Source organism: Arthrobacter sp. FW306-07-I, assembly GCF_021800405.1.
Classification (GTDB): domain Bacteria; phylum Actinomycetota; class Actinomycetes; order Actinomycetales; family Micrococcaceae; genus Arthrobacter.
On record NZ_CP084550.1, the window covers coordinates 450745 to 465274 of the forward strand.

Sequence of the window (14530 nt, forward strand, 5' to 3'; positions counted from 1 at the left end):
CACGGCGCCCCGCCCGAGCTTCGGGAGCGCGGCTTTGGGATATAGTTCCCGGTACCACCCGGCCCCGCGCCCATGCTGCTGCGCGCACTTCGCCCGCCAGCCCGCCGTGCCGGAGAACCCGCCCTGCCGCACCACCAGGAAGACCATTGTGACTCGACGACGAGGAATGTCCCTCGCGGGGCAATACCTGCTGCTGCAGTTGCTCATCGTCCTCGCGGTCCTGGTGGGCGTGGTGGCCATCTCGCTGGCCCAGTCCGCTGCCGCCTTCGAGCGCACTGAAGGCAGGCGGGCCCTGTCCGCTGCAGAAGCCCTGGGCGGAAACCCGGTGGTGCGTGAACTCCTCCCCGAGACGGAACCGCGCGGCGGCGCCGTGCTGCCGGCAGTGGCGGAATCGGTGCGCATCGTGTCGGGCTCCTCAAGGGTGGCCCTGGCGCGAATCGACCGGACCGTGGTGGCGTCCTCGGATCCCAGCCTGCTGGGCGAGCCGCTGGAGCTCGGTGCCAGCAGGGTGATGGAAGGCAGGGCCTGGACCGGAGTGGTGGGCGGGACGCCGGCCCCACTGCTGTCCGCGCACGTCCCGGTCCTGGATGACACCGGGCGCATGATCGGGATCGCCTCCATCAGCCGCAGCTATCCCACCATGCTTGAGCGGCTGGGCGAGGCCGTCCCCAACCTCCTGACATACCTGGGTGTTGCGAGTGTCCTGGGCGTGGCCGGGTCCCTGCTGCTGTCGCGCCGGGTGAAGCGGCAGACCCTGGGCATGGAGCCGAGCGAAATCACCAGCCTGGTGGAAAACCGCGAGGCCATGCTGCACGGCCTCAAGGAAGGCGTGGTTGCGCTGGACCTGCACGACCGGATTACGGTGGCCAACCACAGCGCCCGTGCCCTGCTGGGCCTCCCGCCCGACTGTGTGGGCAAGCGTGTGGCGGGACTCGCCGTCGAACCTGCCCTGAAGGAAGTCCTCACCCGCGCGCAGCCCGGGCCGGACCAGCTGCTGCTGGTGGGGGACCGGCTGGTGGTGATGAACCGGCTGCCGTTCGAATCCCGGGGCCGCGTGATCGGCTCCGTCACCACTTTGCGCGACCGCACGGAACTTTCCGAGCTGGAGCAGGAACTGGGAACCACCCGCACCGCCACGGACACCCTCCGCGCCCAAGCCCACGAGTTCGCCAACCAGCTGCACGTGATCTCAGGCCTGATCCAGATCGGTGAGTACGATTCCGTGGTCCAGTTCGTCAACGGTGCCACCGTGGACCGGACCCGACTCAACGATGAGGTGACCGGCCGGATCAAGGACCCGGCGCTCGCGGCCCTGCTGATCGCCAAGTCCAGCCTTGCCGCCGAACGCGGCGCAGCCCTGCAGCTGGACCCGGACTCAGTGCTGGACAGGGTCGATGACGCGCTGTCCCGGGACCTCACCACAGTGGTGGGGAACCTCGTGGACAACGCGTTCGACGCCGTCGCGGGCCTCCCGCACGCAGCCGTGAGGGTGTTGGTGGACGGCAGGGCCGGTGAAGACGTGGTGGTGACGGTGCGGGACAACGGTCCCGGCGTTCCGGGTGGCTCCACCGACCGTATTTTCCGCCAGGGCTTCACCACCAAGGAACCGGGCCCCGCCGGCAGCCGCGGCTTTGGCCTGGCGCTGTCCCGGGTGGTCTGCCGCCGGACTGGCGGGAACCTGACCGTGGCCAACGATAATGGGGCTGTCTTTACCGCTGTGCTGAAACGAGGAACCAACCAGCCATGATCAAGGTCCTGATCGTCGACGACGACTTCATGGTGGCCAAGGTGCATGCCGGCTTTATCCAGCGCACGTCGGGCTTCACCGTGGTGGGCGCGGCGCATACCGGCGCCCAGGCCATCGCGGAAACCGGACGGCTCCAGCCCGACCTGGTGCTGCTGGACATCCACCTCCCGGACATCAATGGCCTGGACCTGATGCAGCGCCTGCGCGACGTGGCTCCCGAGCTGGACGTGCTGGTGATCAGCGCCGCCCGGGAAGTGGAAACCGTGCGGAAGGCCCTGCGCGGCGGCATTGTCCACTACCTGATCAAGCCGTTTTCGCAGTCGGACCTGCAGGAACGGCTGGAGCACTACCGCAACGCCTACCAAAGCCTGGATGCGTCCAAGGACGTTGCGGAACAGTCTGATGTCAACCGGGTGTTCGGCCTGGACCGCGCTGAACGTCCACTCCCCAAGGGCTGCAGCATCGAGACGCTCAGGCTGGTGGAGGCCGCGCTGAACGCTGCCACCGGCGACGTGTCTGCGGCGGAAGTGGCCGAGGAACTCGGAACCTCCCGGGTCAGCGCGCGCCGCTACCTGGAGTACCTGCATGACGAAGGAACGCTGGACGTGCGGCTCAAGTACGGCGTGGGCCGTCCGGAGCGCCGGTACGTGCTCAAGGCCTGACCGGGCCAACGGGAAGAGGCTGCCAAGCCCGACAGGCCGTCAGCGCAGGAGGGTGTCCACCAACCGTGCCGCGGTGCGGGCGGTGCGGCCGTCGATGTCGAACGCAGGATTGAGTTCCGCTACATCCAGGTGCAGCAGCTTCCCGCTTTGCGCCACCTGCCGGCACGCCGCCGATATGACCGGCAGCGGCACGCCGTAGGCCGCAGGTGCGCTCACCCCGGGCGCGACGGCGGCAGGCAGCACGTCCAGGTCGATGGTCAGGTACAGGACGTCAATGTCTGCCAGGAAGCCGTCGACAAAGTCCCGCACCCGGTCCGCGTCGCACTCCTCGTCCAGCAGGTACCGGACGCCCAGCTTGTCGGCGGTGTCGAACAGGACCTGCGTATTGTTCGGTTCCGAGATACCAACGACGGCGTAACGGAATCCGCGGCCGGCGTCCGCTTCCGCGCGGGCCATCTGGAGGAACGGGGTCCCTGAACTGGGAATGGGCTCGTCCCGGAGGTCGAAGTGGGCGTCAAGGTTCAGGACGCCGAGGCGCTGCCCACCTTGGACGGCGGACGATGCGGCGACGCCGAGGTAGCTGGCGTAGGCAGTTTCGTGGCCACCGCCCAGCACGACAGTCTGGTGCCCGGCGTCGAGCAGGGCCGCCACCGCCCGGCCAAGCCGTTCCTGGCCGGCTTCCAGGCCTTCCCCTGACACCACCACGTCACCAACGTCAGCCACCGCGCGGTCCAGGTGGAAGGCCAGCGGGCCAAGGGCTTTCCGCAGGGCAGCCGGGGCCGCGGAGGCCCCGGTACGGCCCTTGTTGCGCCGTACGCCCTCATCGCTGGCGAAACCCAGCAAGGCGGCAGGCTTCCGGCTGGCAGGCTGAGGCAACCCCTTGTCCGGAGCCCCGGCCGCTCCCTGCCACGACGCACTGCCGGAATTCACAGCCTGCCACCAGCGGCGGTGGCCGGGACCGTCGCCGTCGTACCTTCCTGTCCAAGGCTGGGGCGGGACATCTAGTGCGGAGAGCTGGAACGACATTCTCCAAGCTCACCGCATGCCGGCGGCGAAAACCAGCAATACCGCCGTCGTCCTGTCCGGGATCCAAGAACCCTGCCGGTGGCCAGGCATTGGCGGGAAACCGCCCCCGATGGGTACAGGGAATAGGGTGAGACCCAGCGGGTCCGCGGCAGCATGCAATCCCTGCCGGCCGTCAACCCAACAATTCCAGGCTGGAGAGCCCATGTTTGAACCCCCCGACATCCTTTTTGCTGCGGCCGGCCTGGCCGTTTTCATCGCCGCGGTACTACCCAAGCTGCTGCGCAATATGCCGCTGTCCATGCCGATGGTCTTCCTTGGCGCAGGAATGGGTGCCTTCGCCCTGATCCCCTCGCTGCCGGACCCGAACCCGGTGGAACACAGCGACTTCGTGATGCACCTTGCCGAAGTTTGCGTGATCATCTCGCTGATGGGTGCCGGGCTTGCCCTGGACCGGCCGGTGGGACGCAAGCGCTGGGCCACCACCTGGCGGCTCCTGGGCATCGCCATGCCGCTGTGCATCGTGGGACTCACCCTGCTGGGCATGTGGTTCCTGGGCCTGGGGCTGGGCGCGGCGCTGTTGGTGGCCGCCAGCCTCGCGCCCACCGACCCCGTGCTCGCTTCGGAGGTACAGGTGGGCGAGCCCGCAGACCAGGACGAGCACGCGGACAAGGAGGATGAGGTCCGGTTCGGCCTTACTTCGGAAGCCGGGCTCAACGACGGCCTGGCGTTCCCGTTCGTGTACCTTGCCATTGCCATCAGCGTCGCCGGGGCCAGCCCGTCCGCGTGGTTCGGTGAATGGTTTGGATTGGACGTGCTGTGGCGGCTGGCCATCGGGCTTCTCGGCGGCTTCCTCACCGGCAAGCTGCTGGCCAAGCTGTTCTTTTCAGCCCGCGCCGAAAGCCTGCGGCTGTCAAACCACTCGGAAGGGTTCGTGGCACTGGCGGCGACGTTCCTGGCCTACGGGCTGACGGACATGGTGGAGGGTTACGGGTTCATCGCAGTGTTTGTCTGCGCCGTGACCATCCGTGCTGCAGAACGCACCCACGGCTACCACCGGGTGCTGCACTCCTACGTTGAGCAGCTGGAACGGCTTCTGACGGTGGTGATCCTGGTCCTGCTCGGCGGAGCCATTGCCCGGGGGCTGCTTGCCGGCGTCGGCCCTGCGGAAGTGCTGGTGGCCTTGGCTTTCCTGCTGGTGGTTCGGCCGCTGGCAGGCTGGCTGGGCCTGCTGGGCGGCAAGACCGGCCCACGGGAACGCGTGGCACTGTCTTTCTTCGGCATCCGCGGAATCGGTTCCGTGTACTACGTTGCGTTTGCGCTGGCGGAGGGCCACTTCACGGACCAGGCACGCTGGCTCTGGTCCTTCATTGGGTTGGTCATTGCGCTGTCCATCGTGATCCACGGTGCCACCACATCACCGCTGATGAACCGGCTCGACCGGCTGCGGCAGCGCAAAGCCCTGGCAGTATCCGGGGACGAGGGGCTGGCCCCGAACACCCCGGTGTAGGCGCGCCTGCAGAAACCCGGTCATACACAAAGGGGCTGGTACGGCATCCGCCGCACCAGCCCCTTCTGCAGGCAAGGGTTACTTCATGCCCAGTGCGGCCTCGATGGTTCCGATGGAGAAGAACAGCAGGAAGGCTGCCGCCACGGCCCACATGAGGGGGTGGATGTCCTTGGCGCGGCCCTGAACGGTGCGGATGAGGACGTAGCTGATGAAGCCGGCGCCCAGGCCGTTGGCGATCGAGTAGGTGAACGGCATCAGGGCGAAGGTCAGGAACGCCGGGATGGCGATGCCCCAGTCCTGCCAGTCGATCTTGCCCACCTGGGACACCATCATGAAGCCCACTACCACCAGGGCCGGAGCCACTGCCTCGAACGGCACCAGGTTGATCAGCGGGGTGAAGAACATGGCCACGAGGAACAGCAGGCCGGTCACGATCGAAGCGATGCCCGTCCGGGCACCCTCTCCAATGCCGGCGCCGGCTTCAACGTAGATCTGGTTGGAAGATACTGAGGCGCCGCCGCCGATGATGGCGCCGAGTGCGTCCACCTGGAGCACACGGTCGACGTCGGGGATGTTGCCATGCTCGTCCACCGTGCCGGCTTCGTTGGCCAGGCCCACCATGGTGCCCATGGCGTCGAAGAAAATGCTGAGGAGGATGACGAAGGCCAGCAGCGTGGCGGCCACGAAACCAAGGTGCCCGAAGGCACCGAAGGGGTTCGCCTTGCCGATCAGGGAGAGATCAGGTGCGGCCCAGCCGGAGAATGCGGGCGCCACCAGGGACCAGCCCTGCGGGTTGAAGTTCTTGCCGTCGAAGCTGGGCCCGATGTGCAGGGTGGTCTCAAGGATGACGGCCAGCACCGTGGAGGTGATGATGCCGATCAGGATGGCGCCCTTGATCTTGCGCACCACCAGGGCGATGGTCAGGATCAGGCCGAACACGAACACGGCGGTGGGCCAGCCCAGAAGCTTGCCTTCGAAGCCCAGGCCGACCGGAACGGTGGTGCCTGCAACGTCCGGGATGCGCCGCACGAAGCCGGCGTTAACCAGGCCAATCAAGGCGATGAAAAGCCCGATGCCCACGACGATGGCGGTCTTGAGTCCCTCCGGTACGGCTTTGAAGACCGCGGTCCGGAAACCGGTGAGGACCAGGATCAGCATGGTGAGGCCGGAGAGGACCACCAGGCCCATCATGTCCGGCCACGTCAGGCCGGGGTTGGTGGCCACGGTGACCGCGACGAAAGCGTTGACGCCCAGGCCGGTGGCCAGCGCGAAGGGGTGCCGCCCCCACGCCCCCATGAGGATGGTCAGGACGCCGGCCACGAGAGCCGTCACGGCGGCAACCGCGGTGAAGCCGAGCGTTGTGCCGTTGGAGTCCGGCCCGGACAGGATCAGGGGGTTCAGAACCACGATGTAGCTCATTGCGAAGAACGTGGCGAACCCGCCGCGGACCTCGCGGGAAAGGTTTGAACCGCGCTCGGTGACCCTGAAATACCGGTCCAGGGCAGAGCCTTGCTTAAGCATTAGTCCTCCGGGGGAGTGTGTGGGAATACCTGCATCCTAATGGTGCGGCCCGGGGCGGGGCGCCAAATTCGCCTAGTCTGTAAGGAAGCCAACACAAGGAGCAGCCCAAACATGCGCCAAATCCGCCGCCAGTTGCTGGGCCTCGTGCTCGGATCCTTTGTTTTTGCCGCCGCAGCGCTGGGGCTGGCAGGCCCGGCTTCAGCCCATGATGCTGCAGAGTCCACCAGTCCCGCCCAGGGCGCTTCGCTCGCCGCGCCGCCGGAGGAGGTTTCCGTGACCTTCAGCAACACGCCGCTGGGCATCGGATCGTCCTTCTCAATCAAGGATGCGGGCGGCACGGAATGGGCTGACGGCTCCGTCCGGATTGTCGACAACGTGGCAACCCAGAAGCTTCGGCAGGGCGGCCCGTCGGGTGCGTATACCGTTGCGTGGCGCGTAGTCGGCTCGGACTCCCACCCCATCGAAGGCACCTTCACCTTCACCGTGGCCGCCGGCGCAGCTGGGGCTGCCCCCTCCTCAACTTCCCCGGCGAAAAGTTCGACGGCGGCGGGTACGGTACCGAGCATGGGCACGGCACAGCCCGGAGTGACGGAAGAGCCATCCAGGCCGGCTAAGACGGGGGAGCCCTTCCAATGGAGCATTGTGATCTTTGCCCTCGTCGCGGTGGGGCTGCTGGTGGCCCTTGGGGTGCTGGCCCGGCGCCGGCTGAACGGCGACGGGGACGCGGGAGGGAAGGGCGGGGAGTAGCTGCCGCAAGCAGGGCCGGAAGGCCCGGGCCTGACGGCGGGAAGGGGGTGGAGCGTCAGCAGCTCAGCACCGCAAGGCTCCCCGTTGCCGGGAAGGTACCGCCTGGTAGTTGGGCGGTGCCCTGGTTGACCTTGGCGGAGATTGCCTGGCCCACGGTCTTGGCCTGGCGCAGTACTTCCTTGGGCGAGGGCGTAATCAGTTCGCCCACGCCCACCAGGTAGATGCCGATGGCCCGCATGGCCGCGGCCACGTTGCGGCCAACCGTAATGCCGAAGTCATTGAGCATGCGCCGCAGTTGGCTGTGGGCGCACCGGGTCAGCACAATGTGGTCGGCCACCAGGACGCCTGTGGGGGTGTGCACGTGCCACTGCGGGGTCGATTCGTGTCCCGGGCCTTCCAGCATGGTCAGCTGCACGGCGCGGGTGGTGTTCCGGACATCGACACGATGGCTTGCTGCGTAGTTGCGGAGATGGCGGAGGATCTCGTTCCGTTCCCGGAGGGTATCGCTGTCTGCCGCATCGCAGCGCTGGAGTGAGGAGGTGTTGGCGGGTTGGTTGGCGCCAAGGATGTCCAGCCCGTCCACCACGATGGAGTCCACCCCGTGGCGGCTCAGTTCGGCGGCCACGGCCAGCCCGGACAGGCCCGTGCCAATGATCACCGTGGTGGTCTGTTCGGTCCCCGCATCCCCAGGCACGCTTGACACTACAGTTTCCCTCCTTCGAAGCTTTCAGCAGGCGCCGGCATCCTCGCCGGCCCGCGTCCCGGTACTCCCAAAGTCCGGACGCAGAGTATGGCCGGAAACGTCCTGGCAGGAAGTTGCGCTTGGCGTCCCGGACCAACAATGTCCTGAAGACTACAGAACAAAAGCGGCTGTGAATAGCCCAATGGAGAAAACATTCCTGCGGCCGTGAAGGCGCTTTCCGGCGGCCGCCGGAAAGCCTGTGGATAGCTGGAGCCAACGGCCCCTGAGCAGCCTGGCCGAGCCTGTGGATAACCGGGTTCAATCGCCTCTGAACAGGCTTGCTAAGCCTGTGGGGACGGAGAATAGTGGGAAACGGGAAACAGTCTTTTCCTGCCGGTGCAGCCCGGAATCGGGATGTGCGGGGGAGGGGCCGTTTTCTGGCAGAATAGCCGCAACATTAGGCGTATCGCGAGGAGGCGGCCCCCATGGGCTCACGAGAGTTGCATCCGGACCCGGCCCGGGATGGTGGCGGTGCGTCTGACGCTCCCCATGGCATCGTGGTGGGCGTTGACGGCTCGGACCATGGCCAGTGCGCCCTGGTGTGGGCCGCACGGGAAGCCCAGCGCCGCCGTCGTCCCCTCCATATCGTCACCGCCTACTCTGTCCCGATCTTCGCCGCGTCCGGATTGGACGGCGGCTACGCCACGGTGGACGATTCCGTCATCCGTGAAGGTGCCGAGGCCATCCTCAAGCAGGCGCTGGAGAAGATTGCGCCGTACGACGTGGACGTGACTTCCTCCGTGGAAAACGGTGACGCGGCAGGAGTGCTGCTGGAGATCTCCGAAAGCGCGGAACTGCTGGTGGTGGGAACCCGCGGCCGCGGCGGTTTCGTGGGCCGGCTCCTGGGCTCGGTCAGCAGTGCACTTCCCGCCCATGCCAAATGCCCCACAGTGACGGTGCCCTTGTTCTGCTCGGACCGGCTCGGCGAGACCACTGAGGACCGCCGGGTCAAGGCTGAGCAGGCCAAGTCCGGGCACCGGCAAGTGGAGAACGTCGTGGTGGTCGGGGTGGATGGTTCCGAGCAGGCGCGCGTTGCCGTCCTCGAAGCAGCTGACCAGGCCGAACGTCTTGGCGCCTCCCTGCGCGTGGTGTGCGCAGTACCCCAGTACAGCGGTTCCCTGGCCTGGGTGCCGGCGCCGATGGACCGCAAGGCCCTGTTCGACGACATCCGGGTCACCCTGGAGGCCGGCATGGCCTGGCTTCGCAGCCACTACCCCCACCTCGAGGCCGAGTACGAGCTGAAGGACGGTTCGCCGGTTGACGTGCTCGTTGAAGAAAGCCGCCACGTGGAGCTGGTGGTAGTGGGCACCCGCGGCCGCGGCGGCTTCACCGGGATGCTCCTGGGTTCGACGTCCGACGGCGTGCTTCACCACGCCAAGGGACCGGTCATGGTGGTCCCGGACAGGGAGGACCCGCGCATGGCGGACCGGGGACGGTTCGGCCCAATCCTGGGCGACGTCGCCTAGGCCAGGCCCGGGACTGCCAGGCAGCACGGCTTTCAGGCATACGGCACCTGGAACATGGCGCAGCAAGGGTCGCCGTCGGCCGGCACCGGCGCGGACGCACTGGTGCTGGAGTTGCGCGGCCTCGGCGCCGGAATGCTGGCATTGGTGGGCGGCAAGGCAGCCAACCTCGGTGAGCTGTTGTCTGCCGGATTGCCGGTCCCTGACGGGTTCTGCCTGACGACCGTTGGGTACCGGCAGGCCATCGGCGCTTCAGACACCCTGCTTCCCGCGCTGGCAGGGGTCTACGCAGCCTTGGGGAAGGCAGCACGGGCCGGCGCCGAGGACACACCCGACATAGCCGGGCTGGCCGGAACCGCACGGGCAGCAATCCTGGCAGCTCCAATTCCGGGCACTGTTGCCCAAGCCGTGGAACAGGCTTACGCCGCCCTCGGTCCCGACGTACCGGTCGCCGTCAGGTCTTCGGCCACCGCTGAGGACCTGCCCTTCGCCAGTTTTGCCGGGCAGCAGGACACGTACCTCAACGTGGTGGGAGTGCCTGCGGTGCTGGAGGCTGTCCGGCATTGCTGGGCCTCGCTGTGGACAGACCGGGCAACGGCGTACCGGGCGAGCCTGGGGATTGACCCTGCGGGGGTGGCGCTCGCGGTGGTGGTGCAGCGGATGGTGGATGCCGAGACCGCGGGTGTCATGTTCACGGCGAATCCCCTCACCGGCAGCCGCCGGCAGGTAATGCTGGACGCCAGTCCAGGCCTGGGCGAGGCGGTGGTCTCCGGCGCGGTTAATCCGGACCACTTCGTGGTCGATGCGCTGACCGGCAGGGTGGTGGAACAGGAACTGGGCGCCAAGGGCATCGAGGTGCGGCCACTTCCTGGTGGCGGGACGCAAATCCGGGAGTTGCCGGAAGGCCATGCTGCTGCCTGCCTGACGGGCAGCCAGTTGCGTGCGCTTGCCAGCCTGGGCCTGCAGGCCCAGGAGCACTTCGGCGCCCCGCAGGACACTGAGTGGGCCGTAGACCACGCAGGCGTCCTCTGGCTCACCCAGTCCCGGCCGATCACTACGCTGTACCCGGTTCCGAGGAGCAACGGTGCCGCGGGCCTGGCTCCGCGGGCGAAATCCGTTGCCGGCACCAGGGCGTACCTCTGCTTCAGCCTGGCCCAGGGGCTGACCCGGCCGCTCACCCCCATGGGGCTCGCGGCTGTCCGTCTGATTGCTTCCTCCGTGGCCACGGCCGCCGGCTTTCCTGTTCCTGATCCCCGGAGCGGACCGTCACCCTACGCCGAGGCCGGGCAGCGGATCTACGTCGACTTCACCACCCCCATCCGCAGCGCCATAGGCCGGCGCATCATTCCCCGGGTCTTCGACATCATGGAAGCGCGGACCGCCGCCGTCATGCGCCGCCTGATGGAGGACCCGGCCTTTTCGGTAACCAGGAGGACGCCGTTCGGGCTGCTGCGCCACGTCGCGCCGGTGGCGATCCGCGCCAAGGTTCCCACCACTCTCGTCCATGCCCTCCTCCGGCCCCGCGCGGCACTGCACCGGCTGGACCAGTTCACCCGGGACTTTGAGGCCTCACTGGCTCCCGATACGGGCGTTGACACCATGGCGCGCCTCGACCACGCCGAATCGCTGGTTGGGTCACGCCTGTTTTTGATTGTGCCCGCCATCCTGCCCCTTCCCGCCCTGGGCTTCGCCATGTTGGGCCTTGCCGGAAAGCTGCTTGGCGGGGATGCGTGGGACGAACTGCAGCCGGTGATCCGCGGCCTGCCGCACAATGTCACCACGGAAATGGACCTGGAATTGTGGCGCCTCGCAACGGCCATCCAGGAAGATGCGGACTCACGCACCGCGCTCCTGACGGAGAATCCTTCCGACCTGGCGGCCGCTTTCCATGCCGGGGAGCTGCCGGCTCGCCTGGACGCCGGCCTGGGAAGGTTCCTGGACAGGTACGGCCAGCGGGCAGTGGGTGAAATCGACGTCGGACTGCCGCGATGGTTGGAGGAGCCGGCACACATCCTGGGAGTCCTTGCCAACTACCTCCGGCTGGATAACCCGGCCCTGGCACCTGATGCCCAGTTCAGCAAGGCAGCCGAGGACGCGGAAGAGCAGGTGGCCCGGTTGGTCGCCCAGGCCGCCGCCCGTGGCAGGATTAGGGGCATGCTGATGGCTGCTGCGCTGCGGAGGGCGCGGTTGTTTGCCGGCCTTCGGGAGCTGCCAAAGTACCTGCTGGTGACCGGCCTCGGGGAAGTCCGCAGGCAGCTGCTCCTGGTGGGCAGGGAGCTGGAGCAGGCGGGCACCATTGAGTGCCGGGAGGACGTCTTCTTCCTGGACTTCGCTGAGGCCCGTCAAGCACTGGCGGACAACGCCCGGGACACCGAAGGGCCGGGCCAGGGCCTTCGGCGGGTTGTCGCAGCCCGCCGCCAGGAGTACGCAAGGGAGCTCAGGCGCCGGCACATCCCCAGGGTGCTGCTCTCGGACGGGACCGAACCGGAAGCGGTGCGGGCCGCCGTCGGAAACTCCGGGGACGGAGCTTCCGGGAATGGAATTCTGGCCGGCAGCCCGGCTTCGGCGGGTATGGTCACTGCCCCGGCAAGGGTCATCCTGGATCCGGTCGGCGCCCGCCTCGAGCCGGGCGAGATCCTGGTGGCGCCCTCCACGGACCCCGGCTGGACACCGCTGTTCCTCACGGCCGGAGGGCTGGTGATGGAGATGGGCGGAGCGAACTCACACGGCGCCGTGGTGGCAAGGGAGTACGGCATTCCCGCCGTAGTGGGAGTGGCGGACGCCACCGCGCGCATCAGCACAGGCCAAAGAATAACGGTCGACGGCGGCGCGGGAACCGTGGTGCCGGAACATCCAGGAACGCTCCGGGATGGAGGGCTGCCAAGGGGCGCGGAGCCACCAGCACAGGCGTAGTCTTTCTTTATGGGCTCCAACAGGCTGGGTTCCAGCGGACGCTTGCAAGTCAATAAAACAGCACCAGGTCGCCGGGTGTGGCTGCGGTGGCTGCCTGCCGTGGCGGCCCCGGCAGTCATAGCCGCGGGCGCCCTCGCTGGATCCCTCCCGGCAGGGGCCAGCGACCCCCTGCCTGCCAAGACGCCCGCCCAGGTCCTGGAACTGGCAGCCAGCCACCAGGTCCAGGCACTCTCGGGGACCGTGGAGCAGTCGGCCGACCTGGGGCTGCCAGAGCTGCCTGCCGCCGGAAAGCCGTCCACGCCTGCCTCCCCGGGCAGCGTAGCTTCGGTGATTGAGCTTTTGTCCGGCAAACACAGTGCGCGGGTCTTCCTGGATGGAAAGGACAATGCCCGGGTCCAGGTGATGGACCAACTGGCCGAGCGGGACGTGGTCCGCCACGGCAGCGACGTGTGGTTCTATTCGTCGAAGGACAACACGGCGGCGCACCTGGCGTTGCCCGCCCATGACCCTGCACAGCCAAAAGACCATCAAGGGGCGGGCGGGGTGCATACCCCGGCCGAGGTGGCCCAGCAGTTCCTGTCCAAGGTTGACCCCACCACCGCCGTTTCCGTGGGGCCGGACGTTTCCGTTGCCGGCCGGGCAGCATACAACCTGCTGATCGAACCACGCAGCGACGCAACCCTGGTGGGCAAGGTGGCCATCGCCGTCGACGGTCGCAACGGCTTGCCCCTGTCCGTCCAGGTGACCGCACGTGGAGCGGACAAGCCCGCTTTCAGCTCTGGTTTCACCAGTCTCTCCCTGGCCGTCCCCGACCAGTCCGTCTTCGCCTTCACCCCGCCGCCGGGCAGCACCGTCAAGGAACTCCCCGTTCCGGACAAGTCCCGTGAGCGTCCGGACGGTTCCCACCAGGACGCCATGCACAAGGGTGCCAAGGGACAGGTGTCCGTCACCGGCACCGGTTGGGAAACCGTGGTGGGCACGGCGCATGGCAATGCCTCGGCTGCCGAATCCGTCCTGAAGGATCCACTGCTGTCCCAGGCTGCCGTCGCCGTACCCGGCGGCCGGCTGCTCTCCACGGCACTCGTCAACGTCCTGGTCACCGACGACGGACGGATCTTCGCGGGAATGGTGCCGCCGGAACGGCTGCAGTCAGCAGCAGCGGCCCAGTAAGTGGTGGCCGGACGGGGAGTGGTGGCCGGGCGGGGGCTGGTGCGGTGAGCGGCGCGCTGGCGATTGAAACCCGTGGCCTGAGCAAGCACTTTGGCCAGCAGGCCGCCGTCGACCACGTGGACCTGGCCGTTCCGCACGGGACGGTCTTTGGCTTCCTGGGGCCCAACGGATCCGGCAAGACCACCACCATCCGCATGCTGTTGGGGCTGGCGGCTGCGTCCGCCGGGACGGTAAGCCTGCTGGGCCGCGAGATGCCGGACAAACTCCACGAGGTCTTGCCGCGCGTGGGGGCCCTGGTTGAAGGGCCGGCCTTTTACCCTTTCCTCTCCGGCGCCGCCAACCTCCACCGGCTGGATTCAGCCAGCCGGCATACTGTGCCCGCCACCCGGAAGGCGCGCGTGCAGCAGGCGCTGGAACGCGTTGGCCTGGAGCACGCCGCAGGCAAACGGGTGCACGCGTACTCGCTGGGAATGAAGCAGCGGCTGGGCATTGCCAACGCCCTGCTCTCGCCGCGGGACCTGCTGGTGCTGGACGAGCCCACCAACGGGCTGGATCCGCAGGGCACCAGGGAAGTCCGCAACCTGGTGCGGTCGCTGGCGCATGAGGGCACCACCGTTTTTGTCTCCAGCCACCTGCTGGCCGAGGTGGACCAGATGTGCACCCACGCCGCCGTCATGAGCGCGGGCAGGCTCGTGGCGCAGGGGCCGCTCGCTGAACTGCGGCAAGCCGGGTCCACCCGGCTCCGGCTGGTGACACCCGACGGCGGGAGGGCCCGGGAGGTCCTGGCCCGCCTCGGGCTGGCGCCTGAACCCGGACAGGCTGGACCGCGTGCTCAACCCGACGGGGAGACTGTTGTAGCGGTGCTTCAAACCGGCGCCCAACAGCCGGCGGTGCTCCCGGAGGACGTTGTGGCGCACCTGGTGCAGGCCGGCGTCCGGGTCCGGGGCTTCGCCGTCGAGCGTGAAAGCCTTGAAGACCGCTTTGTTGCCCTTACCGGGGAAGGATTCGACGTTGCCCAGTAGCGTGCCCGCC

General features: G+C 67.8%; 11 protein-coding genes. 8 read left to right on the plus strand and 3 right to left on the minus strand.

Going from position 1 to position 14530, the window contains the following annotated elements; all coding sequences use genetic code 11:
- The first annotated feature begins 166 nt into the window (after positions 1–166).
- Both LFT46_RS02190 and LFT46_RS02195 read left to right on the plus strand, forming a co-directional pair.
- Complete coding sequence (locus LFT46_RS02190; protein WP_236821966.1) at positions 167–1747, plus strand: sensor histidine kinase; 1581 nt, start codon at positions 167–169, stop codon at positions 1745–1747.
- Positions 1744–2409, plus strand: coding sequence for a response regulator (locus tag LFT46_RS02195; RefSeq protein WP_236821161.1), 666 nt, complete (start codon positions 1744–1746; stop codon positions 2407–2409). Before LFT46_RS02190 ends, LFT46_RS02195 begins: the two co-directional genes overlap by 4 nt.
- A 39-nt stretch (positions 2410–2448) precedes the next feature.
- Here the strand turns inward: LFT46_RS02195 and hutG are convergent, their stop codons facing one another.
- The gene (hutG, locus tag LFT46_RS02200; protein ID WP_236800850.1) at positions 2449–3435 is read right to left on the minus strand and encodes a formimidoylglutamase; all 987 of its coding nucleotides are present in this window, start codon (positions 3433–3435) and stop codon (positions 2449–2451) included.
- Between the two features lie 202 nt (positions 3436–3637).
- Between hutG and LFT46_RS02205 the strand changes: the two genes are divergently transcribed.
- Entirely contained in the window at positions 3638–4942 is a 1305-nt protein-coding gene (locus tag LFT46_RS02205) for a cation:proton antiporter (protein ID WP_236800851.1), read from the plus strand.
- Positions 4943–5020: 78 nt separating this feature from the next.
- On the opposite strand, the gene LFT46_RS02210 is transcribed toward LFT46_RS02205, so the two are convergent.
- A complete protein-coding gene (locus tag LFT46_RS02210; RefSeq protein WP_236800852.1) occupies positions 5021–6463 on the minus strand; it encodes an NCS2 family permease in 1443 nt (480 codons plus the stop codon).
- A gap of 111 nt (positions 6464–6574) precedes the next feature.
- Here LFT46_RS02210 and LFT46_RS02215 point away from each other — a divergent pair, with 111 nt between their 5' ends.
- On the plus strand, positions 6575–7210 hold the full coding sequence (locus LFT46_RS02215) for a copper resistance CopC family protein (protein ID WP_236821162.1): 636 nt from the start codon (positions 6575–6577) through the stop codon (positions 7208–7210).
- Between the two features lie 55 nt (positions 7211–7265).
- Here LFT46_RS02215 and LFT46_RS02220 read toward each other — a convergent pair whose 3' ends face one another.
- Positions 7266–7904, minus strand: coding sequence for an NAD(P)-binding protein (locus LFT46_RS02220; protein ID WP_236821967.1), 639 nt, complete (start codon positions 7902–7904; stop codon positions 7266–7268).
- 473 nt (positions 7905–8377) lie between these two features.
- On the opposite strand from LFT46_RS02220, the gene LFT46_RS02225 reads away from it, so the two are divergent.
- The 4 genes from LFT46_RS02225 (at position 8378) to LFT46_RS02240 (ending at position 14520) form a co-directional block, all read left to right on the plus strand.
- Positions 8378–9418 (plus strand): universal stress protein, encoded by a 1041-nt coding sequence (locus LFT46_RS02225; RefSeq protein ID WP_236800856.1) that lies wholly within the window; start codon positions 8378–8380, stop codon positions 9416–9418.
- Between the two features lie 54 nt (positions 9419–9472).
- Positions 9473–12328, plus strand: a complete 2856-nt coding sequence (locus tag LFT46_RS02230; RefSeq protein ID WP_236821163.1) for a PEP/pyruvate-binding domain-containing protein — start codon at positions 9473–9475, stop codon at positions 12326–12328.
- 99 nt (positions 12329–12427) lie between these two features.
- Entirely contained in the window at positions 12428–13498 is a 1071-nt protein-coding gene (locus LFT46_RS02235) for a LolA family protein (protein WP_442863663.1), read from the plus strand.
- A 44-nt stretch (positions 13499–13542) separates the two neighbouring features.
- On the plus strand, positions 13543–14520 hold the full coding sequence (locus LFT46_RS02240) for an ABC transporter ATP-binding protein (protein ID WP_236821164.1): 978 nt from the start codon (positions 13543–13545) through the stop codon (positions 14518–14520).
- Positions 14521–14530 lie beyond the last annotated feature (10 nt).